At 62.5% G+C, this 25,034-nt stretch carries 20 protein-coding genes; 10 read left to right on the forward strand and 10 right to left on the reverse strand.

Annotated elements, in window-relative coordinates; genetic code table 11:
• Positions 1-140 precede the first annotated feature (140 nt).
• Together GOC52_RS19295 and GOC52_RS19300 are read right to left on the reverse strand one after the other, a co-directional pair.
• Positions 141-1,442 carry an aminotransferase class V-fold PLP-dependent enzyme gene (locus tag GOC52_RS19295; RefSeq protein WP_191850176.1) on the reverse strand — a complete coding sequence of 434 codons (1,302 nt, stop codon included), beginning with the start codon at positions 1,440-1,442 and terminating at the stop codon, positions 141-143.
• Positions 1,442-3,844, reverse strand: coding sequence for a TonB-dependent receptor plug domain-containing protein (locus tag GOC52_RS19300; protein WP_191850178.1), 2,403 nt, complete (start codon positions 3,842-3,844; stop codon positions 1,442-1,444). Before GOC52_RS19300 ends, GOC52_RS19295 begins: the two co-directional genes overlap by 1 nt.
• Before the next feature lie 199 nt (positions 3,845-4,043).
• Between GOC52_RS19300 and GOC52_RS19305 the strand changes: the two genes are divergently transcribed.
• Genes GOC52_RS19305 through GOC52_RS19315 form a run of 3 tightly spaced genes read left to right on the forward strand, consistent with a single transcriptional unit; the run spans position 4,044 to position 6,690 of the window.
• Positions 4,044-4,871, forward strand: a complete 828-nt coding sequence (locus tag GOC52_RS19305) for an AraC family transcriptional regulator (RefSeq protein WP_191850180.1) — start codon at positions 4,044-4,046, stop codon at positions 4,869-4,871.
• A 13-nt stretch (positions 4,872-4,884) separates the two neighbouring features.
• Positions 4,885-5,964 (forward strand): alpha/beta hydrolase family protein, encoded by a 1,080-nt coding sequence (locus tag GOC52_RS19310; protein ID WP_134958826.1) that lies wholly within the window; start codon positions 4,885-4,887, stop codon positions 5,962-5,964.
• A gap of 54 nt (positions 5,965-6,018) precedes the next feature.
• Positions 6,019-6,690 carry a VOC family protein gene (locus tag GOC52_RS19315; RefSeq protein WP_043401222.1) on the forward strand — a complete coding sequence of 224 codons (672 nt, stop codon included), beginning with the start codon at positions 6,019-6,021 and terminating at the stop codon, positions 6,688-6,690.
• Between the two features lies 1 nt (position 6,691).
• On the opposite strand, the gene GOC52_RS19320 is transcribed toward GOC52_RS19315, so the two are convergent.
• The 3 genes from GOC52_RS19320 to GOC52_RS19330 all read right to left on the reverse strand — a co-directional run bounded on the left by GOC52_RS19320 (position 6,692) and on the right by GOC52_RS19330 (position 10,522).
• Positions 6,692-8,095 (reverse strand): TPM domain-containing protein, encoded by a 1,404-nt coding sequence (locus GOC52_RS19320; protein WP_191850182.1) that lies wholly within the window; start codon positions 8,093-8,095, stop codon positions 6,692-6,694.
• Between the two features lie 2 nt (positions 8,096-8,097).
• Entirely contained in the window at positions 8,098-9,936 is a 1,839-nt protein-coding gene (locus GOC52_RS19325) for a M3 family metallopeptidase (protein WP_191850184.1), read from the reverse strand.
• A 73-nt stretch (positions 9,937-10,009) separates the two neighbouring features.
• A complete protein-coding gene (locus GOC52_RS19330) occupies positions 10,010-10,522 on the reverse strand; it encodes a hypothetical protein (RefSeq protein WP_049435759.1) in 513 nt (170 codons plus the stop codon).
• A gap of 82 nt (positions 10,523-10,604) precedes the next feature.
• On the opposite strand from GOC52_RS19330, the gene GOC52_RS19335 reads away from it, so the two are divergent.
• Positions 10,605-11,231: a YiiX/YebB-like N1pC/P60 family cysteine hydrolase gene (locus tag GOC52_RS19335; RefSeq protein WP_143994153.1), complete on the forward strand. Its 627-nt coding sequence runs from the start codon at positions 10,605-10,607 to the stop codon at positions 11,229-11,231.
• Between the two features lie 54 nt (positions 11,232-11,285).
• Here the strand turns inward: GOC52_RS19335 and GOC52_RS20810 are convergent, their stop codons facing one another.
• The 5 genes from GOC52_RS20810 to GOC52_RS19360 form a co-directional block, all read right to left on the reverse strand.
• Positions 11,286-11,447, reverse strand: a complete 162-nt coding sequence (locus GOC52_RS20810; RefSeq protein ID WP_010482135.1) for a hypothetical protein — start codon at positions 11,445-11,447, stop codon at positions 11,286-11,288.
• Between the two features lie 273 nt (positions 11,448-11,720).
• The gene (locus GOC52_RS19345) at positions 11,721-13,145 is read right to left on the reverse strand and encodes a short-chain fatty acid transporter (protein WP_191850188.1); all 1,425 of its coding nucleotides are present in this window, start codon (positions 13,143-13,145) and stop codon (positions 11,721-11,723) included.
• A 187-nt stretch (positions 13,146-13,332) separates the two neighbouring features.
• On the reverse strand, positions 13,333-14,226 hold the full coding sequence (gene ubiA / locus GOC52_RS19350; RefSeq protein ID WP_191850190.1) for a 4-hydroxybenzoate octaprenyltransferase: 894 nt from the start codon (positions 14,224-14,226) through the stop codon (positions 13,333-13,335).
• A 112-nt stretch (positions 14,227-14,338) separates the two neighbouring features.
• A complete protein-coding gene (gene galE, locus GOC52_RS19355; protein WP_191850192.1) occupies positions 14,339-15,328 on the reverse strand; it encodes a UDP-glucose 4-epimerase GalE in 990 nt (329 codons plus the stop codon).
• A gap of 111 nt (positions 15,329-15,439) precedes the next feature.
• On the reverse strand, positions 15,440-17,668 hold the full coding sequence (locus GOC52_RS19360) for a polysaccharide biosynthesis tyrosine autokinase (RefSeq protein WP_191851487.1): 2,229 nt from the start codon (positions 17,666-17,668) through the stop codon (positions 15,440-15,442).
• 634 nt (positions 17,669-18,302) lie between these two features.
• On the opposite strand from GOC52_RS19360, the gene GOC52_RS19365 reads away from it, so the two are divergent.
• From GOC52_RS19365 to GOC52_RS19390, 6 genes are read left to right on the forward strand one after another with little or no spacing between them, the layout of a single operon-like run.
• Complete coding sequence (locus GOC52_RS19365) at positions 18,303-19,769, forward strand: lipopolysaccharide biosynthesis protein (RefSeq protein ID WP_191850194.1); 1,467 nt, start codon at positions 18,303-18,305, stop codon at positions 19,767-19,769.
• A gap of 16 nt (positions 19,770-19,785) precedes the next feature.
• Positions 19,786-20,847 (forward strand): nitroreductase family protein, encoded by a 1,062-nt coding sequence (locus GOC52_RS19370; RefSeq protein ID WP_191850196.1) that lies wholly within the window; start codon positions 19,786-19,788, stop codon positions 20,845-20,847.
• Positions 20,847-22,007 carry a polysaccharide pyruvyl transferase family protein gene (locus GOC52_RS19375; RefSeq protein ID WP_191850198.1) on the forward strand — a complete coding sequence of 387 codons (1,161 nt, stop codon included), beginning with the start codon at positions 20,847-20,849 and terminating at the stop codon, positions 22,005-22,007. The genes GOC52_RS19370 and GOC52_RS19375 overlap by 1 nt, the downstream gene beginning before the upstream one ends.
• 53 nt (positions 22,008-22,060) lie before the next feature.
• Complete coding sequence (locus GOC52_RS19380; protein ID WP_191850199.1) at positions 22,061-22,951, forward strand: glycosyltransferase family 2 protein; 891 nt, start codon at positions 22,061-22,063, stop codon at positions 22,949-22,951.
• 8 nt (positions 22,952-22,959) lie between these two features.
• Entirely contained in the window at positions 22,960-24,141 is a 1,182-nt protein-coding gene (locus tag GOC52_RS19385; protein ID WP_191850201.1) for a hypothetical protein, read from the forward strand.
• Entirely contained in the window at positions 24,134-25,033 is a 900-nt protein-coding gene (locus GOC52_RS19390; RefSeq protein ID WP_191850203.1) for a glycosyltransferase family 2 protein, read from the forward strand. Before GOC52_RS19385 ends, GOC52_RS19390 begins: the two co-directional genes overlap by 8 nt.
• Position 25,034 lies beyond the last annotated feature (1 nt).

Below are 25,034 nucleotides of genomic sequence, written 5' to 3' on the forward strand. Positions count from 1 at the left end.
ATCGTGGAATGGAATGTGCCGACCAACGGTCGGCACCCACCAGGCTGGAGGAGGATCGGTAGTGCCGGCCGCTGGCCGGCGGAAGATTCCCCGGCACGGTTGGAATGTGCCAACCAAGGTTGGCACCTACCAAAGCAGGGTCAGGCCAGGGCGGAGAGCGCCTGCACCAGCGCATCCATCTGCTGCGGCCGGGTGAACACCGACGGCGTCACCCGCACGCAGGCGCCGGAGTCCAACCCGTCGCGATGCGTGGTGAACACGCGATGCTCGTCCAGCAGGCGCTTCTGCAGCGCCATGTTGTCTGCCACGCTGGTGCGCCCACGCAAACGGAAGCTGGCCAATGCGCTGGCCAGCGCCGGATCCGGCGAAGACAGCACTTCAATATGCGCCATCTGCCGTGCCGGCAGCGTCCAGCGCTCGCGCAGGTAGCGCAGGCGCGCCTGCTTGTTGGCCACGCCGATGCGCTGGTGCAGCGCGATCGCTTCAGGCAGTGCCAGGTAGGCGGCGAAGTTGACCGTGCCGGTGTGTACGCGGCTGCCCACGCGGCCGTCGTCGGTCTCGCCCATGTACGGGTCGAGGTCCGCAACGCGGCCCCTGCGCACATACATCGCGCCGACGCCGACCGGCGCACCGATCCATTTGTGCAGGTTGATTCCAACGAAATCGGCCTTCAGCTGTGGCACCGCGTAGTCGATCTGGCCAAACCCATGCGCAGCATCGACGATCACATCGATACCGCGTGCGCGCGCACGCTCGGCGATCTCCGCCACCGGCAGCACCAGCCCGTGGCGATGGCTGACCTGGGTCAGCAGCACCAGTTTCAGGCGTGGCAGCCGCGCGAACGCGGCCTCGTAGGCCTGCAGGATCTGCGCGTGGTCGGGCACCGCCGGCAGCCCGATGCGCTCGACTTGCACGCCACGGCGCTGCTGCAGCCAGCGCATCGCGCCGATCATGCTGTCGTAGTCGATGTCGGCATACAGCACCTGGTCGCCGGGCTGCAGGCGGTTGTAGCCGCCAATCAACGCCAGCATCGCCTCGGTGGCACCCCGAGTCAGTGCGATCTCATCCGCACCCACACCCAGCAGCTCGGCCACCTGCCGCTGTACCGTCATGTACTGCGCCGGAAACGCGCGGCGCCCATACCAGGCATTGCCACGGTTCACCTCGGCGGTATGGCGCTGATAGCTGGCCAGCGTCTCGCGGCCCATCGCGCCCCAGTAGCCGTTCTCCAGGTGGTTCACTTCATCGGTGATGTCGAAGTGGCTGGCCACGGCGGCCCAGTAGCCTTCATCGCGGGCCAGCACGTCCGGCGCCGCGGTCGTTGCGGGAATCTGCATGGGCGCAGCGTAACGCGCGGACGCCTTGGCCGGCAGTGAAGACAGGGCGGCTGCGGCGGGCAGCAGGGTGCCGGCACGCAACAGGGAGCGGCGGGCCGGGTCCATCAGAAGCTCAACCGGTACTGTGCGTACAGGTTGGCACCGTCGGTGTCATACGGTGCATTACGCGAGTAGATCAGGCCGCGGCTGGCCTGGAACACGGCCTCATCCGGGTAGCGATCCAGTACGTTGTCGGCGCCGACGCGAAGGCTGTGGTGTTCGTTGATGCGATAGCCCACCGCGAGGTCGAGGAAGCTCATCGCACTGAAGCGCTGGTAGATGTCGCCGACCGCGTTGCCGCTGGAGTCGGTCCAGGCACCGTAGTAGCGCATGCGCGCCATCAGCGACCAGGCGCCGACATCCCAGCTGCCGGTGAGGCTGCCCTTGTGCTCGGGCAGGCGGTCTTCAAACAGCACGCGCTGGGTTTCGTTGGTGGCCACCGAGGTGCTGCCGTTGTCCACGCGGGTGCGGTTGTAGTTGTAGGCCAGGGTCAACGTCATGCGGCCTGCGCCAAGATCGCGCAGGTAATTGCCGACCACGTCCACGCCGGTGGTGGTGGTATCGAAGTCGTTGGTGAAGTAGTTCACCGAGGTATAGCCCAGCGGGTTGGGAGTACCGGCCGGAATGGCGAAGCTGGCCGACTGGCTGAAGCGGTCGGTGAGCTTGATCTGGTAGACGTCCACCGAACCGGACAGGCCCAGGTCGGTGCGCCAGGTCAGGCCCAGCGATGCGGTACGCGATTCCTCCGGCTTCAGCGGCCTGGCACCGAGCTGCTGCGCCAGCGGATCGTTCGGCGACAGGCGGCCACTGGTGAAGATCTGCAGCGTGCGCGTGTCCAGCCCCTGGGTGGTGCTGGTGGTGTTGAGCTGTGCGGGTGTCGGCGCACGGAAGCCGGTGGACACGGTGCCGCGCAGGGCCACGTCCGGCGTGATCGCGAAGCGCGCCGACAGCTTTCCGTCCAGCGTGCTGCCGAAGCTGGAGAAGTCCTCGTAGCGGCTGGCCGCACCGATGCTCCAGCGCTCGCCCAGCGGCACTTCCATATCCACGTAGGCCGCCTTGCTACGCTGGCTCCACTGCCCAGCCTGGCTGGCCGAGAAGCCCGGTGCGCCATTGGAGTTGGCCTCCAGGCCTGCGGCCGCGCCCGGGCCCACCGCGTACGAGGCCGGATCACCAGCGCGCACCTGGTAGGTCTCCTGGCGGAACTCGCCACCGAAGGCGACGTTGATCGGCTTGGACAGCGCGCCCACGTCCCACTCGTAGTTGACGTCGGCGTTGGCGTTCTTCTCGGTCTGGGTCAGGCGGCCGAGCTCGAACGCGGTCGGGCTGGCCGGACCCAGCGAAGCATTGATCGAGTTCTTCAGGCTGTAGTCGATGGCATTGCGGCCGTACGAGGCGCTGACATCCCAGCGCAGCTTGGGCGTGATCTCACCGCGCAGGCCGCCGACCAGCTGCAGATCGTTCTGGACGTTGCCGTACTGCGGGCTGAAGCCCACCGGGTACAGCGAACGCAGGTTCCAGCCCGGGAAAATGGCGGTGGTGCGGTAGGCGCCGGTGGTGGTGTCCGGGTTGCGCCAGTTGAAATCGCTGACGCCATCGCTGTGGCTGTAAAGGCCGAACGCATACAGCTCCAGCGTCTCGCTGGCGTTGGCCTTGACGTTGAAGCCGACGCGGCGGCTCTCCAGTTCCGGTTGGCCCCAGCGCTGCACCGGGTTGGGTACATCCAGCTCCGGATGCGCAGCCTGGAAAGCAATGGCATCGGGGCGCTGGCGGGTGCGCGAGGTGGCATCGGAGTTGGACGATTCGGCGAACAGCACCAGGCTGCCATAGTCGCCCAGCGACCAGCCGGTGCGCGCACTGAAGTCGCGCGAGGCACCGTCCCCCTGCGCGTACTGCGAATAGCCGGCGGTGATCTCGGTGCCCGGACCATCCTCGAGGATGATGTTGATGACACCGGCGATGGCGTCCGAGCCGTACTGCGCAGACGCACCATCACGCAGTACCTCGATGCGCTTGATTGCACTGGTCGGAATCTGCGCCAGGTCGGCGGCCTGCGCGCCACGGTTGCCGAGCAGCGCGCTGCGGTGGAAGCGACGACCGTTGACCAGCACCAGGGTCTGGTCCGGCGACAGGCCACGCAGGGTGGCCGGACGCACGAACACTTGGCCGTCCGCCATCGGCAGGCGCTGCACCACGAACGACGGCACCAGCTGGGCCAGCACATCCTTCAGGTCGGTGGATTCAACGGACGTGATGTCTTCCTTGGTGAACACGTCTACCGGCGCCAGCGTTTCGAACTGGGTGCGGTTGGAGGCACGGGTACCGGTGACCAGCATCGCATCGAGCTGGGTGGGCACGGCACGGCTACCGCCTGCGGCGTCGATCGCATCGGCCTCCGCTGCGATCGCGCCTCCTGCGCTGGCCATGGTAAGGGCAAGGAGGATGGAACGCGAAAGCTTCGAACGATGCACAGCAGGGCTCCGGGAGGACGCGACAGGGCCAGCACCTGTGCGGACACAACAGGCCTGGACAAGGCGCGCAGTCTCGGCCCGATGTGTGAAGGAGGCATGACGTCAGTACGACAGCTTGATGCCGCACAGGCGCAAGAACTGCTAAGCGCCGCGCCTGCCGATCCGCTACTGTGCCGGCATTGGATTCGGGGAAAGGCAGATGAGCGCGGCGGGCAAGGCGTTGTGGTACATCGAGACCCATGCGGACCGGCCATTGGCACTGGCCGATATCGCCGCTGCGGCGGGACTGTCACCCTTCCATCTTTCACGCCTGTTCCAGGCCCGCACCGGTACCTCGGTGGTGCGCTACCTGCGGGGACGGCGCCTGACCGCCGCCGCGCAACGATTGGCCAACGGTGCGGGCGACATCCTGCAGGTCGCGCTGGGGGCCGGCTATACCACCCATGCCGCGTTCACCCGCGCCTTCAGTGAACAGTTCGGGCAGACGCCGGAGCGCGTACGCGAACAGGGCACCGATGGGCTGGCGCTGGTACAGGCGATCCGCGTGGATGATGCGCCGGCGCCCTGCGGTGAAGCGCCGCGGCTGCTCGACACGCCCGCTTTCCAGGTGGTGGGCATCGGCATGCGGCATAGCCGCGACAGTGGCGGCGCGATTCCCGGCCAATGGGCGCAGCTCAACCGCGAATGGCCGACGCCCGCACCGATCAGCTTCGGTGTGTGCTGCAACAGCGACAACGATGGCGGCTTCGATTACATCGCCGCACTGCCGGCAAGCGTGGTGCCGAGCGTGCCTGCACACTGGCAAAGTGTGCACATTCCGCCGCGTCGCTATCTGGTGGCCTGGCACGGCGCGCACATCTCGACCATCCGCTCGACCTGGTTCTGGCTGCTGGATCATTATCTTCCTGCGTCCAACCTCAGCCTTGCCGATGCACCGGATCTGGAATGCTACGACGCCCGATTCGATGAGCACACCGGCAACGGCGGCGTGGAGATCTGGCTGCCAGTCGACGAACGTCCCAACTGACAAGGAACTGAAGATGCGCATGACGGTTGCTGTGCTGGGAATGATCCTCATGGTCTCCACTGCCGTGGCCGATGCCAGCGAGACGCAGGCAGCCGGCGAGCGCCACGGCGCCACCACGGTGGCCAGCGCGGCTGTACGCGATGCGCAGCACCACGACGCGCTGCGCTACACGGTCTGGTACCCAGCGCTGGCCGGCAGCCGGGAAACCGCCCTGACCATCGGCCCGCCCGACGCGCCGCTGTTCGACGTCGGACGTGCCGCGATGGAGGCTCCCGTCGCAGGTGATCGCCTGCCAACGCTGCTGCTCTCGCATGGCAACGGCGGCAGTGCGCGCATGATGGGCTGGCTGGGCACCGCGCTGGCGCGGGCCGGGTATCTGGTGATCGCGGTCGATCATCCAGGCAACAACGGCATTGACACGATGACCCTGCCCGGCAGCATCCTGAGCTGGTTGCGTGCGGATGACCTGCGCGCCGCTCTGGCGGCCGTGCGGGCCGATCCAGTGCTGGGCCCGCACGTCGATCCTGAACGCCTGGGGGTTGCCGGGTTCTCGGCCGGTGGCTACACGGCGCTGCTGGCAGCCGGTGCACGACCGGACCTGCAGCGACTGCTGGCCTTCTGCACCGCACATCCGGATGACGGCGTCTGCCGGCCTCAACAGGAGGCCGCAACGCATTCAATGGAAGCGCGCGTTGCCGCTGCGGCCTCTCCAGCACTGGCGCCATGGATCTCCCAGGCCAACGACGCGCGCGCCATTCCCGGCGTGCGGGCGGCATTCCTGCTGGCTCCGGCGATCATCCAGGCCTTCGCGCCAGAGCAGCTGTCCTCGTTGCGGCTGCCCGTGTCGATCGTGCTGGGTGAGGCTGACACGGTTGCGCCGCCACAGACCAATGGCGCGGCCGCCGGGGCCCTGATTCCGGGCGCGGAACTGCAGCGCTTGGCCGATGTGGGCCACTATGATTTCCTGGCCGCGTGTACCGCGACCGGGCAGCAGCGGCTGCAGGACCTGTGCACTACGTCGGTGCCAAAGGCACAGACCCACGCGCAGGCAGTGGATGCAGCGATACGGTTCTTCGACCATTCACTGCGCTAGTGGCCGCCGGGTATGGCCCGGCGCTAAAGTGGGCGCGTCCACGGAGAACCGATCATGCGCCTGCTGCACCTCACTCTGCCGGTATCTGACGTGGGTGCCGTGGCCAGCTACTTCCACGATGTGCTGCAGCAGCGCGTGGTCGGTACCCATGTGCACATCGGCTGGAGCACCATCGAACTGCAGCCCGCTGAAGGACGCCCGCTCGGTGGTGTGCACCTGGCGTTCAACGTGCCGGACAACCGCTTCGGCGAGGCGATGACCTGGTTGCGCGAACGCACGCCACTGCAGCGCAATCCGGCCGGGTTGGATTATTTTGCTCTGGAAAGCAGCTGGCAGTCGCAGTCGGTGTACTTCACCGGCCCCGATGGCTTGATCCTGGAACTGATCGGCCGCCGCCGCTTGCCGGCCAGTGCGCATCAGGGCGCCTTCCACGGCAGCGAGCTGACCTGCCTGAGCGAGGTCGGCCTGCCCAGCCACGATGTCGACGCTGTGCGCGAACAGTCCAGCCTGCGGTTCGGCCTGCAACCGATCAGCCTGCCTTCGCCGCAGTTCGCGCCGATGGGCGACGACGAGGGCCTGCTGATCGTGGTCGCTGCGGACCGGCGCTGGTTCCCCGAGCAGAAGGACCTGCCCAATGCACAGGGCCTGTTGCTGCAGGTTGGCGACGTGGCCGGCCCGGGCGTTGTGGAGGACGCTGCACTCGGCTGGCGGGTACAGGCGATCTGAGCTACCAGCTGCCGGACGCGCCGCCTCCGCCGCTGCGGCCACCGCCTCCGGACCAGCTGCTGGAGCTGCTCGACGACGAACTGCTGGATGACGAACTGGACGCGCTGCGTTCGCGGCGTGACGAAACCCGGCCACGTGCGCGCTCGCCCGGCAACATGGTGAACAACCCTACGAAGTACAGCAGCACGCCACACACACCTGACACGATCATCGCCAGCAGCCGTGGATCGTCACCTTCGGCACGATGGATCGCCAGCAACGCGCCCCCGACATAACCGAGGGTCAACAGCAACAGCACGGTCATGCGCACGACGAAGCTGCTGCGGTTCTTCTTCCAGCGTGCGCGACAGGCCTGCACCAGCAGGAACACCATCAGGGTGACAACACCCGCGGCGGCCTGCAGCAGCAGGTGCCGGGCCAGGCTCGGTGGCAGCTGGCCACGAAGCAGCGCCTGTACCAGCAAGACCATGCTGAGTACCAGCATGCCGCACAGGACGATGCGCACCCCGCGGCTGCGACGCCAGCACCAGCCGAGCAGGGCCGCCACCGGCACGCCCAGCGCCATCACGAAGCACAGGCCCGCCAGCAGGTGGCGTGGCAACAGCAACGCCACGGACAGCACCCCTGCGGCAACCACCCCTGTCACCAGCATCGGACGCCCCCAGGCCGGCAAGGTCGGCCAGCTCGGCCTCGGTGCCGACGCATTGGCGGCCAGTGCCTTGCGCCGCCGCTCCCGACGGCTTCCGCTGAAATCGTCCTCGGTCTTCGCTGGCGGTAGGGGCGGCGGCGAGCGCCACAGCCCGGCCAGGAAGCCGGCCAGCAGGGTCAACGCCACCACCGAGTCTGCGCGGCGCCAGTCCGCAGGCAGCACATTGCTGGCCGACGGCGCTTCCCATGCAGGCAGGTCCTCGCCTTCGATCAGCGCCACCATGATCGTCGTGCCATCAAGCACGCCCTGGTCGAAATCGCCCTCACGGAAGCGCGGCACGATCGCGTTGTCGATGATGCGAGCGGCGTACGCGTCTGGTAGCGCACCTTCCAGGCCATAGCCGGTCTGGATGCGTACGCGGCGATCCTGCACCGCCACCAGCAACAGCACACCGTCGTCGATACCGGCGCGGCCCAGCTGCCATTGATCAAACACCCGCTGGGCGTAGGCCTCGATGCCCTCGTTGCCCACGCTGGGTACCACCAGCACCTGCAGCTGCGCACCTTTCTGCACCTGCAGCTGCATCGCCTGCCTGCGCAGGGTGGCGCGGGTTTCGGCGGACAGCGCGTTGGCAGTGTCCACCACGGGATCGTCCAGCGCCGGCACCGGGATTGCCGCCAGCGCCGCCATCGGCAGCAGGCACAGCAGCAACAACAGCCACCTCATGGCTGCAGTCCGCTGTCCTGCGCGCAGCATGCTCACGTACCCTGCCCTGCCTCGATCCGCGCATGCAGCGCCTGCAGCTGTGCCACCGCCTGGTTGAACACCTGCAGATCGGCATCAACCAGCGCCGGCCAATCGGGAGCGTGCCCCAGCAGCTGCGCCACCTGCTCGTCCGGCGCGCGGTCGAAGCCTTCGCCAAGCACGGCAAGATAACGCTCACGGAACCCGGCGGGGTCGCGCTGGTCCTGCACATACAGCTGCACGGCCAGCAGCCCCGCATACAGGTAGTTCACCAGATAGTTCGGGTCTTCATACATCAGGCGCTTGCCGATCCAGGTGTTGCGCAGCTGCGGGTAGCGCTCCGGTTGCTGGCCGAAGCGCGCCAGCACCTGCCCGGTCAGCGCGTCCAGATCATCGGCGGTGCCCAGCGTACCGGCGGCAACGCCCTGGTAGATCGACTGCTCCAGCTGCGCTTCCTCGGAAGAGGTGAACAGCTGCAGCACCATGTCGTCCAGCAGCGACTTCAGGTAATAGGCCTTGGCACGCGGGTCCTGTGCCTGCTGGTACAGCTGGTCGCGGAAGCGCAGCTCGTTGTAGATCGCGAACGCCTCGGTCAGCCACTGGCTGCCATTGCGCTGCAGCGGCGACGCATGACCGCGCTGCATCCATTCACCATGCACGGCGTGACCGGCTTCATGTGCGATCTCGACATCGCTTTCCAGATCGCCACGGCGCACGCCAACGAACAGCATTGCCGGCACACCGGGAGCGCTCACCGAGAACGCGTCCTGGCTGCGGTCACCGCGTTCGGTGGCCAGGTCCATGCGCTGGTTGGCTGGATCGAGCAGCGCGCGCAGTTCGGCGACGTACGCTGGCCCCAGATGCTGCATGGCATCGGCGGCGTTGTCGCGCAGCTGCGCCAGCGTCAGCACTGGTGGCGTGTAGCCGGCATCGGGCACGGTGGTATCCCAGATCTGCGGCGCGTCGATGCCCGATCGCGCAGCGTGGCGTAGCAGCATGTCCTGGTAGGCGCGGCGGTCCCCCGCGTGCTGCTCGATCGCCACCAGCGTTGCATTCACTACGGCGGTATCCAGACCCATGCGCTGGTAGCCGTGTGCCGGCGCCGAGCCATCGCCCTGCAGGCGTGCGGCCGCGTCATTCACCTGCACTAGCCCCAGCAGCACCGAAGCCATCGGCTCACGGCGCGAGTGCAGCCCCTGCCAGTAACCCTTCCAGCCTGCCTCGCGCAGGGCACGGTCGGGCTGCTGGGCCAGCGCCTGCTTGTCGCGCCCCGTGTCCCAGTGCCGGCCGCCGTGCTCGATCTGCGGGTACTCGGCGCTGCGCAGGATCTGCCCGCGCAGGCGCGCGAAGCTGTCCAGCGCCGGATCGGCCAGTGCCTCCACGGCCTCATCCAGCGCGGCGTTGGCCGGGGTGGCAGCCTCCTTCAGCGCGCGTGCGCGCAGGAAGCCATACGGTGCTGCCCACGCTGCATCTGCGGGTGCCTCGCGCAGTGCGGCGCGACCACTGCGAGCGATACGGCTGCACAGCCCCGCTGCCTGCTCCATCGCCTGTGCCGGGCGAAGATCGCGTGCGTTGCGGGCGGACTGCAGGTGCAGGTAGCCGAGATGACGCAGGCACTGCGCTTCCAGTACCTCGGCCTGCTGGAAGCGTTCCGCCGGTGCAAGGGCGGACGCCTGCTGCAGGGCCTCGACGCGCTTGCCCAAGGTGACACGCGCGGCCTGTTCGGCGGTGGTATTGGCGAAGTAGGCGCGGTCATCGGCATGCACCGACTGTGCCTGGGCGCCGCTGAAGGGAGCTATCGCCAATACGGCGACGACGGCGGCGGTGGTGGTGCGCTTCCTGAAAGCCTGCATCGGCGTCTCCCTGCCTGGACCAGGGATCGAGCCTAGCAGCCACTGGCCCGCCGCGCCTGTGCCGGATAAGGCCTCAGATCGACTCGTCTTCACGCTTGACCAGCGTCCAGCAAGGCGTCTGCGCGAAGGTATAGGTCTGCTGGTCGCTGCTGTCCGGCGTACGGATCTGCACCTGCCGTTGCCCATCGGCCAGGGGGCTGACCTGCATTTCGCGGCCCTGCCCGGCCAACGCGGCAGGATCGGGCATCACCGGCCACTCGACATCGGCCAGCGCCAACCGGCTTTCCACCTTGCGCGGTTCCGGCTCGGCCTCCGCATCGATGTAGCTGTCCAACAGCGGATCGGCCGTGGCCTTTTCCTGCAGCGTGATCTCGTTGCCGAAATGCTTCAGGAACGTATCGAATTCCGGGTAGGGGCATTCACTGGCTGCAGCCACAGGTGTGGGCTCGGTGGCGCTGGTCGCCGGCGCCGCTGCGGCAGTCACGGCTTCGGCCGCTGTCTGTGGTGGCTGCGGCGCCGGCGTGCAGGCAACCAGCACCGCGCCGCAGGCAAGCACCAGCAGTGCAGGAGAAGGGTATCGACGCATGGGCTCATCCTGAATCCGGTCCGGTCGCTCCATGCTACCGCGCACCCTACAATTCCGGCATTCCGCCTGTCCGAGAGTCCTCATGCATCGCCTCCTGCTCCTGATCGGCCTGCTGCTGCCCGCCCTGTGGCCGGCCGTGGCGTTGGCCGTCAATGTCCACGAAGGCGACCTGCTGTTCGTCACTGCCGGCCGCAGCGGCCTGAGCGCGGCCATCGACGATGCCACCGGCACGCAGGGCGCACCCAGCTTCGATCACGTCGCCCTGGTCGCCTCGGCGCCGAAGGGCTGGGAGGTGCTGCACGCCGACGAGAAGGGATCACGCCGGCAATCACTGACCGAGTTCCAGCAGGACGCCCAAGCCAAGCAGCGGCAGATCGTGGTCTATCGCCTGCGCGCGCCGCAGCAGGCGGCCATCAAGGATGCGGTTGCCACCGCGCGCACGATGCTGGGCAAGCCCTACAACACGTCGTATGTGTTGAACGAGGACAGCTATTACTGCTCGGACTTCATCGAGCGTGCGTTCCGTGCGCACCGCGTGTTCGCCTTGCAGCCGATGAACTTCCGCAACCCGCAGACCGGGCAGATCGCCCAGCACTGGGTCGATCTTTACCGCGGCATGGGCATGGACGTGCCGCAGGATCAGCCGGGCACCAATCCGAACGACATGTCGGCGGCGCCGGTGCTGCAGCGTATCGGCGTGCTGGAATAAGCAAAGCCCCGCACGGGGCGGGGCTTCGCCGGTCACGTTGCACACGCAACGCGATCATTCTTCTTCGTCGTGGCCGCCCTGCTGCTGGTTCTGGTTGCGCTTCTGCTGTTCCTGCTGCTGTTGCTGCTGCTGGTCGCGGCCACGGCCCTGCTGCTGATCCTGCTGGTTCTGCTGGCCCTGCTGCTTCTGGTTCGGGTTCTGGTTCTGCTGTGCCATGTCCGATCTCCAAAGCCACTCGCGGAATGCGGTGGACGTGGCTATCGTCTGCAGCGAATGGTTAATCACGCGTGGGTGGGCGGCTACATCTGTGTGTACGCCTGTGAATGAACGCGCGGAAGCCCTTGTGGCACAAGCGGCTGAAGGATTCATGCGGGTTCGGCATGTGCTCATGCCGTCATCGACGTTGCACGCATTCATGGCGATCGCAGCCGGAAACACGCGCTGAACGAGGCTGGCTTCCCGGCTAACGCAGGGAAGCCAACGCTGCATTCAGGGCATCACCGGCGGCACGTACGCCAGGGTCATCCCCAGCAGCCACAACAGGCCCAGCACCAGCGGAATGTGCACCAGCAGCTGGATGAAGGTGAAGCCGACGATGTCGCGTGCCTTCAGCCCCAGCACGCCCAGCAGCGGCAGCATCCAGAACGGATTGATCAGGTTCGGCAGCGCTTCGGCCGCGTTGTAGACCTGCACCGCCCAGCCCAGGTGTGCCTTCAGTTCGTTGGCAGCCTGCATCACGTACGGCGCTTCGATGATCCACTTGCCGCCACCGGAGGGCACGAAGAAGCCCAGCACCGCCGAGTAGACGCCCATCACCAGCGCGAACGTATCGGTGCTGGCTACGTGCACGAACAGGCTCGACAGCCGGTGCGCCAGTGTCTGTCCATCGCCGCCGGCAGCGTGGGTGAGAATCATCGCGATGCCACCGTACAACGGGAACTGGATCAGCACGCCGGTGGTGCTCGGTACCGCCTTCGCGACCGCGTTGAGGAAGCTGCGCGGCCGCCAGTGCAGCAGCAGGCCCAGCGAAATGAACAGGAAGTTGTAGGTGTTGAGGTTGGCGATGGCCGTGACCAGCGGCTTGTTGGCGAACTCGTTGAACAGCCAGCCGAACGCCAGCAGCGAGAGCAGCACGGTCAGCAGCGGGCTGTACTCCAGCCATTCGCCCGGGCGCGTGCGGCGCTGCAGTGGTTCCGGCTCGGCCTGCGCAGCGCCGGGGAAGTCTTCAGCGGTACGGGCGCTGCCGGCGGCCGGTGCGGTCAGCCAGGCGATCAGCAACGAGACCAGGATCAACACCGCGGTCAGTGCGATCGACTGCCACAGGAAAATGGTTTCAGTGAACGGCAGGACGCCGGTGATCTCCACCAGCCCCGGCGGCATGCTGGCCGGGTTGGCCTGCAGCTGCGCGGCCGACGAGCTCAATCCCATCGCCCACACCGCACCCAGACCGAGATAAGCCGAGGCACCGGCCGCGCGGTAGTCCATGCGCAGCTCGGTGCGGCGAGCCAGCGCGCGGACCAGCAGGCCGCCGAACACCAGCGAGAAGCCCCAGCTGAGCAGCGAGGCGAGCATGCTGACCAGGCCCACGTACACCACCGCACCACGGCCGGTGCGCGGCACACGGGCAAGGAAATCGATGAAGCGTGCGACCACCGGTGCAGTGGCCACGGCATAGCCACCGATGACCACGAAGGCCATCTGCATGGTGAAGGGAATCAGGCTCCAGAAGCCGTCGCCGAAGGCACTGGCGGTAGCCTGCGGGGTGGAGCCGAAGCTCATCGCCGCCAGCGCGACAATGACCACGCCCAGCACCGCGAACACGTACGCATCGGGGAACCATTTTTCCGCCCAGGCGGCCGAGCGCAGCGCAGCGCGCGCCATCCAGCCGTCCTGTACTGCTGCCGTCGAGGCCATCGCCTACCCTCCCAGGTTCGATGGCCCGATTCTGGGCGGTGGGATGCGGGCTGTCAGCCACCTATTGGTCGTAGGTGGCGGGATACCCGGCGCTGCGCGCCGCCGCCCGAGCATGGGCTCGGGCGCTACTGATATCCGGTTTCGGGGTTGCCACCTGTAGAGCCGAGCCGACGCTCGGCTGCGCTTCTCAGCGCAGCGCCAGGTCCACGGCGATACCGGCAAACAGCGCGGCGCCCACCCAGTTGTTGTGCAGGAACGCCTTGAAGCACGGGCCGCGCTCGCGGTTGCGGCAGATCCAGAACTCGTACACCACCAGCACCGTGGCCACCGCCACGCCGGCCAGGTAGTAGCCACCCAGCCCACCACGCACGCCGACCAGCGCCATGGTCGCCAGGAACAGCGCGAACAGCACGCCCTGGATGACCAGGTCGAGGTCACCGAACAGGATCGCGGTGGAGTGAGAGCCCATCTTCAGGTCGTCGTCGCGGTCGACCATGGCGTACCAGGTGTCGTAGGCCGTGGACCACAGGATGTTGCCGGCATACAGCAGCCAGCCCAGCATCGGCACCTCGCCCTGCACGGCGGCAAAGGCCATCGGGATGCCCCAGCCGAACGACATGCCCAGGTACACCTGCGGCAGGTGCGTATAGCGCTTCAGGTAGGGGTAGCTGGCGGCCAGGAACACGCCGATGAAGCTCAAGCCGATGGTCAGGCCGTTCAGGGTCAGCACCAGGCCGAAGGCCACCAGCATCAGCACCGCGAACAGCGCCAAGGCAGCGCGCCCGCTGATTGCACCGGTGGCGAGCGGGCGTGCCTTGGTGCGTTCCACGTGCGGATCCAGCCAGCGGTCGGCGTAGTCGTTGATGACGCAACCGGCCGAGCGGGTCAGCCAGACGCCGGCGGTGAATACGAACAGGGTCCACAGCGGCGGCAGGCCGCCCGCAGCCAGCCACAACGCCCACCAGGTGGGCCACAGCAGCAGCAGCGTGCCGATCGGGCGATCGGCGCGCATCAGACTCCAGTAATGCCGCCAGCGCGGCGTCGGCGCCGGATGCGGCGCGGAAAGGGGGGTATCAGCCATGGGGATAGGATACTCCTGCACTCCCTTGGTGGCAGCGCGGGCCCGGAAAAGACGGGGCCCGATGCGCCTGCGCGCACCGGGCCCCGGTGTCCTGCCCTGCGTGGCGGTGAACTCAGACCTTGCCCCACGCTGCTGGCGCATTGTGCCAGCGCCAAGCGCTCTCAATGATCGGCGCCAGTTCTGTCCATACGGGTTGCCACCCCAGTACCCTGCGCGCACGCTCACTCGAAGCCACCAGCCGCGCGGGATCACCGGCCCGTCGCTCAGCAGCGTCGTAGGGTACGCGCAAGCCAGACACAGCTTCAGCCGTCTTGATCACGTCCAGAACAGAGAAACCCTGTCCATTGCCAAGATTGAACGCATGGGCACCTGGCTGTGCATCCATGTAATCCATCGCCAGCGCATGGGCTTGGGCCAGGTCCTGCACATGCACGTAGTCCCGCACACAGGTTCCATCCGGTGTTTCGTAGTCGTTGCCAAACACCTTAAGCCGCCCGCCCTGCCCCAGCGCCGAACGCAATACATTGGGAATCAGATGAGTCTCGCAGGCATGCGCCTCTCCGATGCCGTGCTGGGGCAATGCCCCGGCGGCGTTGAAGTACCGCAGGCATACCGAGCGCAGACCGTAGGCTGCAGCAGCGTCCGCCAAGATGCGCTCGGCCATCAGCTTGCTCGCCCCATAGGGGTTGATGGGCTGCTTCGGATGGTCTTCGTCAATCAGCGCCGAGCACGGCTCGCCAAAGATCGCCGCCGTAGAGGAAAACACAATGCGCTCCACCTCGTGACTTCGCATTGCCTGCAGAAGATTCACCGTGCCGGTGACATTGTTGATGTAGTAAGCGTAGGGATCACGTACCGACTCACCCACCAGCGACCGGGCCGCGAAATGCATGACTGCATCGAAGTGGCGGGCACCGAAAAGTCGTTGCAGAGCGGCAGCGTCCAGCAAGTCGCCCTCTACCAGCTCTCCCCACGCCACGGCGCCACGGTGCCCCGTGGACAGATTGTCGAATACGGTTACCCGGTGCCCCCGCTCGGACAAATACTGGGCCATGTGGCTGCCGATGTAGCCCGCACCGCCGCATATAAGAACGTCATGCATGGGGATCTTCCCTGATCTGATAGGAAGAATGCCTGGAGCATCCTACCCCTGGAATGGATGGAGGGTCGGCATCTTCATGCCGACCCTCTACACGCCATCAACAGCAGGAAGCTATTCCTTGCCGTCGGACTTGTACTCGTAGTAGCCATAGCTGTAATAGCCCGTGGCACGCTTCTCGACCGCGTTGAAGATCGCACCCTTGATCTGCACGCCGTTCTGCTCGAAACGCTGCAGCGTCAGCTCGATTTCCTTGGCTTGGTTCACGCCGAATCGGGTGACGAGCAGGCTCGAGCCGGCATGCGTGGCGACCAGTGCCGGGTCAGTCACGGCCAGGATCGGCGGCGTATCGACGATCACCAGGTCGTACTTGCCGGACATGTCCTGCAGCAGCTGCGCGAAACGCGGGTGCATCAGCAGTTCAGCCGGGTTCGGCGGAATGTCACCGCGCACCATATAGTGCATGTGGTCCAGGCCGGACACCGGGTGGATCACATCGTCGGCGCTGAGCTTGCCGCCCAGCACGTCCGACAGGCCCTTCTGGTGCGACACACCCAGGATCTTGTGCAGGGTGCCTTTGCGCATGTCGGCATCGATCACCAGCACGCGCTGGCCGGCCTGGGCGATCACTGCCGCCAGATTGGTGGACACGAAGGTCTTGCCCACGCCCGGGCGCGGGCCCGAGATGGTCAGGATGTTGTTCTTCGCCTCCAGCATCGCGAAGTGCAGGCTGGTGCGCAGGCTGCGCAGTGCTTCCACGGTCGGGTCGGCCGGCGCGGATACCGCCAACAGATGCTGGCGTCCATCGGCCACCACGCGCGTGCCGTGCTTGCCCTTGCGCAGCTTGGGCAGGGTGTTGGACACGCTGAGCGGGATGGCGGCGTAGACCGGCAGGCCGAGCGCTTCAATGTCCGCGGGATCTTCGATACCCGGGTTGAGCATGCGCTGGAGGAAAACGAAGGCAACCGAGAGGAAGCCGCCGAGAAGCGTGGCGATGGCTACGATCAGGGCCTTGCGCGGCTTGACCGGGTTAGCCGTATCCACGACTGCCGGATCAACGATGCGCACGTTACCCACGGTACCGGCACGGGCAACGTCCAGCTGCTGCGCCTGATTGAGCAGCGCGGTGTAGAGCTCGTTGCTGACCTGAAGGTCACGAGTCAGGCGAAGCAGTTCCTGCTGGGTGTCCGGCAGCTGGCCGACCTGGCGCTGGAAGCCAGCCTTGCGGCCTTCCAGGTCACCAATCTGCTTGAGCAGCGCACGGTAAGCCGGGTGTTCGCGGGTGAAGCTGCGATCCATCTCGGCCTGCTTCAGGCGCAGCTGCTGGATGCTCCCCTCCACGGCGACTTCCTGCTCCAGCAGACCCTTGGTCTGCATGGTGATGTCGACGGAATTGGCCTTGGACTGGTAGGTCGTCATCGCAGCTTGAGCTTCTTCGACCTGCTTCCGTACCGAGGGAAGCTGGTCCTTCACAAACTGCAGCTGGGCAGCCGCTTCTGCGGACCCCCGATCAACATTCTGCCTGACGTAGGCTTCCACTACCTGTTGGACCAGAGCCTCGGCCTTGGCTGCGTCTTGACTTTCGTAGACCACCTGCAGGATTCCAGACTCTTTACCCTGCTCGCCAACCCTGACCTCACTCTGCAGACCCGAGATGACATCCAGGCGACGGCGCTTCACAACCGTAAAGCGCGTCCCTACGTTTGCATGCAGCTTCTGGACTTCAATCGTGAACCCGTTCGCGGTCGCAGCTTCTCCCGCGACGCCGGTCAGAATCACATTTCCATCCTTGCCCAAGAGCCGGAATTTGCCACCTTCCAAAGACTCAATGGTCAAAGGAACTTCCAACCAGAGAGACGGCACTTCAAAACGCTGAAGAACGAGGGTCTCCCCGCCCCAGGCATAGCTGGTCGCACCGAACTTCGCAGTGGCCAACTGCCCTTGGACATCCGGCGAGTAGCGGCGCGCGAAGTAGGAACCAACCAACGGGAAACGTACCGGTTCAACGACCACATCCAGGTGAAGCTGATCGACGGCAGTGCCGATGACGGACCGGGAAGTGAGCAGTGCCACCTCGGTGGTAGCAGCCTTACTGCCACTTCCCACGCCAAGAGACGAAGAGATCTCAGAAAGGCCCGGAATGCCAGGCATCTTGGATTCGACCTGCACCATCGCTTGGGCTTGATAGACAGGAGCTGCAAGCAGTGCATAACCGGCACCGATTACAAAGAAGGCAGCCGTGACGATCAAAATCAGCCACTTTCGATCAAGGACGACCCCAACCAGTTCGCGCAGGTCAATTTCGTCCCCTTTGACCGAACGGTTTTCCATTTGTTTCGTCATCGCTTCCACTTAGATTTCGAGTTCGATCAGTGTTGTTCCTCGCGCAAACCATCCAAGTTGCGACGATGCCTCAGCGCGGGCCAGCCTTATAGCTTACTCCAAGACCTGGATTAGCACACCATTCCGGCGGTGACAACGGACGCTCCCGGGGCCACGTAGGCTTGTGAGCCTGCTAATATGCGAGGCTATCCATCAAAGAAACGTGTGACACACGTCTCATTTCTGGATGGCAGGCACATCACAAGGATCAATTGAAATGTCCAACTTCGACATTCGGCAGGATGCCGGCACCACGGCCGAAAGAGCGGCTGCGCAGCCACACACTGCTAACCGACACTGATCTCCCAGCTAGTGCGCAGCGCGTCAACGCCTGACCGAGAAGCTACGCAGCCAGCCAGGTCTTCGTGATCAGTCTTCGCCCAATCGTCTACGGCTATGCGGAGATGACTTGAGATGTTGGACAACCATGTGAAGTCAAGCGGTAGGTTGCCTCGTACGGACCATATCCACAGATGCAACCATCCAACAGCACAAGGACCAACTCGATCACGGAAAGACCCTGAACTTCAAGCCACGGATGCTTCTTCCAAATTCGCTGGACGAGATCGTTTTGCCGCAAACTGATACGAAAAGAATGAGTGATCATCAGCAACAAGGCAATGCAGCATTGAAGAGCAAGGCAGTTAGGGGCGGCGTCGTCACCCTTTCCGCGCAGATGGCGATGATCGCGATTCAGATGGCATCCGTGATTATCCTGTCCCGCCTGCTTCCACCTGAGGACTTCGGCATCATTGCAATGATCATGGCGCTGATTGCGTTCATGACGCTGTTCCGGGATATGGGCTTGTCCACCGCATCCATACAGAAGGTAACCCTCAGCAACGAACAGGTTAGCACTCTTTTTTGGGTGAATGTAGCTGCAGGCCTTGTATTGACTGCCCTGGTACTTGCGCTGTCCCCTCTGGTGGCCTGGTTCTATTCAAGGCCAGAACTGCAGGCGGTCTGCGCAGCTCTCTCAGCATCTTTCCTGATTACAAGCGTCGGTGCCCAGCATGGGGCAATGATGCAGCGCGAGTTGCGATTCCTGCCCAAAGCAATCGCTGACGTTTCGGGGGCACTCGTCAACCTGTTGATTGCATGCACCTTGGCATTCAAAGGATTTGGATACTGGTCCCTGGCTGTTGGCACCATTGCCGGGACACTGACAACGACTACGCTCTATCTCGCACTTGGACGCTTCAGGGTGGGTCGCCCCCGGCGTGGTCAAGGCATCCGGGAAATGCTGGGCTTTGGCGCGGACGTGACCGGCTTCGAAATTGCCAACTACTTCAGCAGAAACCTGGACAATATTCTGCTGGGACGAATCTGGGGGCCGTCGGCACTAGGCGCATATAGCCGGGCGTATCAGTTAATGATGCTACCCATCTATAGCCTGCGCACGCCGATAAATGCCGTGGCGTTCCCGGTCCTCAGCCGCCTACGAAGCGACCCTGTCGCCTTCCGTCACTACTACTGCAGAGTATCCACACTGCTGGCGTTCCTATCGATGCCGCTGATGGCCTTCCTTTGTGTGAACTCCAGGAATGTCATTTCCGTCTCCATTGGCGACAAGTGGCTCAGCGTGGTTCCGATTTTCGTACTGCTGGGAATAACGGGATTCATACAGCCCGTCGCAGGCCTGCGCGGCATGGTTCTGCTTAGCCTTGGCCACTCCCGCCGCTACCTCATCTGGGGCGTTCTGAACGCGGCCGCGGTCTGCCTATCGTTCGTCATCGGGGTCAACTGGGGGCCGGAAGGAATTGCACTGGCGTACGCCCTGGTCAACTACGCGATACTCTACCCATCGCTCGTTTTCAGCTTCAAGGACTCGCCGCTGAGCACTTCGGACTTCTTCCGGTCAATTTCGCTTCCACTACTGGGCTCTGCGATCGCGTCCGCGACCAACTTCCTCCTGCTGAGAACCATCACGCTCTCGTCCCCCATCGAAACCATTGCCATCAACTGCGTGGTGTTCACGACTGCTTACATGGCCTGCATCGCCATCGTGCCGAAGGGCAGAGAGACCTTGAAGTTCTACGCAAGATTGATTCGAAACCATTAACAATAAGTCATAGACGATGAAAGCAATTCTGCGCGACTTAAAAAGGACTGCCAAGCGCATCCTGCAAACACTGGACGAGGCATTCGTTCGACTTGGTGCGGCAAATCGTTTTCTTGCAACAGTATATTATCTTGTCAACGGCAGGTACGGCCGGGAGCAACAGGCCAATCTTTCCGGGAAGCTTGCCTACAAGAAATCTCTAAGCGATCCCTCGATCAACACAAGTCTCTTGAGGCGAAACATTCACCGCTTGGAAAAGGGGCTCCTGATGCGCCCTCGCCGGGTGCCGTTTGGCGTCAGCTACATTGGAGAGACGGTACTTGCATATCGCAATGCAGTTTCTTCGGGCACGGAGGGGGATGAGCTTCGCTGGGCTCACGACGTTCTCAGTGAATACATGAATGTGACTCCCAGTCATGAAGCGGTCGATGGATTCCGCAGCATCATGAATTCAGTCAGCCACCCATCGCCTGGCGGCCCCACCGATGCAAGAAGGCTCATTCCATACACTCGACTCGAATCAGACATGCCTCAGGTCGGGATCGATGATCTGCTGAAGCTCGCCAAGCATCGCCGCTCTGTTCGCTGGTACCGTCCCGACCCCATCCCGCGTGATGCGATTGACCGTGCAATCGAAATCGCTTCGTATTCGCCAACTGCATGTAACCGGCAGCCGTACGAGTTCCGAATCTTTGATGATCCGGAACTCGTGTCCCGCATCATCTCCATCCCAATGGGGACCACCGGTTTTGCCGAACAGGTCCCGGCCGTCGCGGTGGTAGTTGGCAGGCAACGGAACTATCCGGCTGATCGGGATCGCCACCTGATTTACGTAGATGGCTCCTTGGCCTCCATGTCTTTCGTTTATGGGCTGGAAGTTCAAGGCCTGTCATCCTGCTGTATCAACTGGCCGGACATCGAAGCACTTGAAAGAAAGATGGAGCGCGAACTCCGCCTGGCTTCAGATGAGCGCCCCATAATGCTCATCGCCTTTGGATATCCTGACTTAAGCGGCCTGGTGGCCAATTCGACAAAGAAGCCCCTCAGCACAATCTGCAAATATAACTTCGAGAAATAATGAACAACATTGTCTTCGAAATTAACGGCACCGGGACCCACAACAGAGGGGCCGAGCTGATGGCGATTGCCGTCTCTGAACAGGTGCGAGCCAGATACTCGAACCCGACAATCGTGGTCTCTTCACGGTTTGGAACGCCAGCAGATCTCAATCGCTATGGATTCCGTGCAACATGGGAGGCTCTGGGACGATTTGGACGATTGAAGACGTTCGCACGAGGACTTGCATGGCGTTTCGACGCAAACAAGGCCAACCCTGCTTCTGTCGATGTAGTACTCGATGCGTCGGGCTTCGCGTTCTCGGATCAGTGGGGCGCTCAGCCAGCAGAGCTACTGGTGACAAAGATGTCACGCGCATACCGCAAGCGGCAGGATCTCTACCTGCTTCCCCAGGCGTTGGGGACGTTTGAGAAAGAGCCTGTCCGCTCGGCGGTTAAAGCGTTGTTTGCCCGGGCAACACAGGTGTTCGCCCGTGACTCCAAGTCGCTGGAATCTGCACGCCTGATAGGATCCAGCACCGAGGTGAGACAGTGCCCTGACTTCACGGTTCTCGTAAAGCCTGTCGCAGATGCAAGCATCATCGTGCCGGACCAGTTTGTCGGAATCGTCCCAAACATTCGCATGCTGGACAAGACGAAGAGCGGGGAAAGCTACTTGGGCTTCCTGCGAGCCGCGATTAGCCAGGTTCGCCAAAGTGGCCTGACTCCGGCATTCGTCCTGCATGACGCAGAAGAAGATCGAAAGGTGATTGCCATGCTGGGCGCAGACTATGCTGCCATACCCGTGCTTACTCACCACGATCCTCGCGTGCTGAAGTGGCTTCTCGGGAAGGCCAGCATAGTAATCGGATCACGCTTCCATGCATTGGTCAGTGCGCTGTCACAGGGCACCCCGTGCATTGGAGCCGGATGGTCGCATAAGTATCCGGAGCTCTTTTCGGATTTCAACTGCTCCGACTATCTGGTCGATGATCTGGATGATCACGCGAAGCTCGATCAGTGCATTCAAGCACTCTCCACCACTGAAAGAAGATCAGAGGCGTCCGCTCGAATCACTGAAGCTGCAGATGGCGTCAAAAGCTCTGCCGAGGCCATGTGGTCCCTTGTTTTCACGCAGATCGAAGAGCGCAGAAAGACACACCTGAAAGCGCAAGCCGGGTAACGCTGGCCAGATAGAAGCCATTCGCTCCGATCTTTCCTCCAAGTGATAGTCCAATGTCAAGTCTAGTTTCCATTTATATACCGACGTTCAACAGGCTTGAGATGCTTCAGCGGGCTATTCACTCGGTCTGCTCGCAGACGTACGATCACCTTGAAGTCCTTGTTGTCGACGATTGTTCCAGCGACGGTACGCGCGCGTATCTTGAGCACCTCCCTGAGCAGGACGCAAGGATCCGCGTCTTTCTCAAGGACGCGAATTCTGGGGCGTGTGCGAGCAGGAATATAGCGCTTCGCAACTGCAGAGGAGTGTTCGCAACGGGGCTGGATGATGACGACTATGTTCTTCCAAATCATGTCCAGGAGCTGATTGACTGCTACCAATCCAAAGAGCGCGCTGGGCTTTTGGACGTTGTTGTCTTTCCGCAGATGGCGACGACAGGGGAGGATGGTGAAGTACGGAAGATGCAGCAGCCACTCGGGCGCGTTGATTTTGGTGCGCTGAAGATTAAAAACTACATTGGCAATCAGGTGTTCGCTCGAACCGACCGATACATTGATGCCGGCCTGTTCGACGAGCGACTCCCTGCATGGCAAGACTACGACCTTTGGCTGCGAATGGCCGCAAGGGGCGCAATCATGCATAAATCCCCTACGCCGACATATATCTACGAAGATGATCAATCTTCGCAGAAAATAAGCAATGCAAAGTACGAAAGGATTCTTGGCGCCTACAATATTGTTTCATCCCAGAATTCACTCAACCTCTCCAAGCGGGAGAAGCTGATACTCAAGATGAATTATTTCAGGTACGCCCAGGCTCCGATGAGTATTGGCGATCTCGCTGCTTATGTGGCCAGTGGAATCGTCCTTTCACCATCCAAGACCTACGTAAAGAAGGTTCTGGGCAAAGCATTTGGCATGTCACAGACCAAGGGCTGGTCATGAGCGGTGCAATGCGGCTGTCCCGCCATGACGTCACACTGTACGCTTCCTGCTTGGTGTTCGCCCTTGACTCGATCGCGAACTACTACTTTTCGATCCCGGTATTTGTAGCGTCAACGCCGCTCCTGACCATACTTGCATTGTCCTGCGTTAGGGACCGACAGAAGCTGCTTCTCACGTTGATTGCGATAGTGCTGTTGATCAGTACATTCCTAATCAACAGTGCTCGATTTGGCCTCAGCCAGGACAATGTATCTGACGCGTTGTTCCTGATTCTGACCTTCGCTTACATCAGTGCGGCGTCAAGCGGCTCTGCAAGCCGGAGCGCCATCAGCACCGTAACCATTCTTTTCGGACTTCTTTTCATTCCAGCCTTTCTGGGCATCAACAATAGTTTTGGCAACGACGACGCGCTATCGTCAGGTTCAACAGACATTGAGTACCTTCGGGCCTATCGACAGGGTCTTTACAGGCTTCCTCACCTTGCCGCCTACCTACTCTCGTTCGGTGCAATGTGGTGGTTCATGCGATGGGAGGCGGACAAGAAGCGCATTACGTATGCAGTCGTCTCAGCAGGCTTCCTGCTGACTTGCCTTTACACTGGCTCGCGGACGCCCGTGTTTATTTTTGTCATTGGCTTTCTGCTGTCCTTCATGGAGCTTTCGATAAAGAAGGTTGCCATGCTACTCATCGCCATCTGCGTCCTCGCACTGGCAGTCACGAAGATTGACGATATCCTGCAGCTGACGGAAGGCACGTTCTTCTATCAGTATCCATCGGCAGTCAAGACCGCTCTAACGAACTTCGAGCGCCTGAGCAGATTCATGATCTGGTCTTCTTGGTATGAGGCGATGGGATCATTCCGGCTGGAGGATTACGCTTTTGGGCGATCATTTGCGCAATCCCTTGACTACAACAGGATTCATCTCGGCAATGCCATTTGGTTTCACAATGACTTTCTCTCCATAATATATTCCTATGGAGTTCCAGTATTTCTGATCTATGCCTGGATGCTTATCGGGGCAACTCGCAAGCTAGCGCAGGGATCGTTCACTCGCGGATCAACCATGCTGGTCACTTTTATCCTCGGATCCGGATTCATCAACGGGTTCTACAAGTACCTGCCTGTAGTGTTTCTGCTCACACTTTCCTATTGGCACTTCATTGACAAGAGACCTGACGGCCGTGATTGACCTCGATACTCCAGCCAGTTCCGGCCGACCGATCCTCGATGTTTCTGTGGTTGCCGCAAACTACAACAATGCAAATTTCCTGCATGATTTCTTTGAGGCATGGCTATCCAGCACTGCAATGCCATCTGAACTGATCTTTGTTGATGATGGATCGACGGACAACTCAGTAGAGATTGCCCGACTCTATCTGTCGCAGATCCCGTGCCTGCAAATAATCGAACTGCAGGAGAACAAGGGATTCGGGAACGCGTTGAACGTCGGAATAGATAGGGCGACGTGCAAGTACCTTGCACGTATCGATCCGGACGATGTAGTCGTGGCTGATAGACTCGCGAGGCAGATCCTGGAGCTGGAGTCTGGTAGAGCGGATGTTGTGGGTTCCAATGCTTACATCTTTCAATCGTCAGGAGCCCGGGTGGTCGGTGTAAGCAACTTCCCGATGGATCACTCGATGATCGAAGCAACGATTACTCGAGGCGAACACGGTGTGCTGCACCCAACCGTAACCGCGAGAACTTCGCTCTTCAGAGAGAACAAGTATGTCCAGTCCAACGTACCTGCGGAGGACTATGACATTTTTGCGCGAATGCTACGCTCGGGCGCACGATTTCATAATATCCAGGAGCCGCTGCTCCGTTATCGCATCCATCAACGAAGCGCCTCCAACATTCTGCCGTTCAGCACGATAGAGCGCACTTACCGTATTCGAGATGAAATTTTCGGAACGCAAACATCTCGAACAGCGGTTCGACTCTATTACTGGCACATAAAATTCTATCGAAAGCATCTTTTTGCACAGCGGAGACCGGACAGGCTCTTCTACCTGGCACTGGCCTCGGGCTTGCGGCCAGACAAGGCAGTCCGGCGGGTTATCCGCAGTTTGCGAAAATGAG

Source organism: Stenotrophomonas sp. SXG-1 (assembly GCF_014083965.1).
Taxonomy (GTDB): Bacteria; Pseudomonadota; Gammaproteobacteria; order Xanthomonadales; family Xanthomonadaceae; genus Stenotrophomonas; species Stenotrophomonas geniculata.

What these genes read in the sequence shown, in the direction of transcription:
- GOC52_RS19365 (WP_191850194.1), top strand. Translation starts at nt 18,303, where the DNA reads ATGAGTGATCATCAGCAACAAGGCAATGCAGCATTGAAGAGCAAGGCA.
- GOC52_RS19385 (WP_191850201.1), top strand. Translation starts at nt 22,960, where the DNA reads ATGCGGCTGTCCCGCCATGACGTCACACTGTACGCTTCCTGCTTGGTG.
- GOC52_RS20810 (WP_010482135.1), bottom strand. Translation starts at nt 11,447, where the DNA reads ATGGCACAGCAGAACCAGAACCCGAACCAGAAGCAGCAGGGCCAGCAG.
- GOC52_RS19330 (WP_049435759.1), bottom strand. Translation starts at nt 10,522, where the DNA reads ATGCGTCGATACCCTTCTCCTGCACTGCTGGTGCTTGCCTGCGGCGCG.
- GOC52_RS19375 (WP_191850198.1), top strand. Translation starts at nt 20,847, where the DNA reads ATGAACAACATTGTCTTCGAAATTAACGGCACCGGGACCCACAACAGA.
- ubiA (WP_191850190.1), bottom strand. Translation starts at nt 14,226, where the DNA reads ATGGCTGATACCCCCCTTTCCGCGCCGCATCCGGCGCCGACGCCGCGC.
- GOC52_RS19370 (WP_191850196.1), top strand. Translation starts at nt 19,786, where the DNA reads ATGAAAGCAATTCTGCGCGACTTAAAAAGGACTGCCAAGCGCATCCTG.
- GOC52_RS19320 (WP_191850182.1), bottom strand. Translation starts at nt 8,095, where the DNA reads ATGCTGCGCGCAGGACAGCGGACTGCAGCCATGAGGTGGCTGTTGTTG.
- GOC52_RS19310 (WP_134958826.1), top strand. Translation starts at nt 4,885, where the DNA reads ATGCGCATGACGGTTGCTGTGCTGGGAATGATCCTCATGGTCTCCACT.
- GOC52_RS19295 (WP_191850176.1), bottom strand. Translation starts at nt 1,442, where the DNA reads ATGGACCCGGCCCGCCGCTCCCTGTTGCGTGCCGGCACCCTGCTGCCC.
- GOC52_RS19345 (WP_191850188.1), bottom strand. Translation starts at nt 13,145, where the DNA reads ATGGCCTCGACGGCAGCAGTACAGGACGGCTGGATGGCGCGCGCTGCG.
- GOC52_RS19325 (WP_191850184.1), bottom strand. Translation starts at nt 9,936, where the DNA reads ATGCAGGCTTTCAGGAAGCGCACCACCACCGCCGCCGTCGTCGCCGTA.
- galE (WP_191850192.1), bottom strand. Translation starts at nt 15,328, where the DNA reads ATGCATGACGTTCTTATATGCGGCGGTGCGGGCTACATCGGCAGCCAC.
- GOC52_RS19305 (WP_191850180.1), top strand. Translation starts at nt 4,044, where the DNA reads ATGAGCGCGGCGGGCAAGGCGTTGTGGTACATCGAGACCCATGCGGAC.
- GOC52_RS19380 (WP_191850199.1), top strand. Translation starts at nt 22,061, where the DNA reads ATGTCAAGTCTAGTTTCCATTTATATACCGACGTTCAACAGGCTTGAG.
- GOC52_RS19360 (WP_191851487.1), bottom strand. Translation starts at nt 17,668, where the DNA reads ATGACGAAACAAATGGAAAACCGTTCGGTCAAAGGGGACGAAATTGAC.
- GOC52_RS19315 (WP_043401222.1), top strand. Translation starts at nt 6,019, where the DNA reads ATGCGCCTGCTGCACCTCACTCTGCCGGTATCTGACGTGGGTGCCGTG.
- GOC52_RS19335 (WP_143994153.1), top strand. Translation starts at nt 10,605, where the DNA reads ATGCATCGCCTCCTGCTCCTGATCGGCCTGCTGCTGCCCGCCCTGTGG.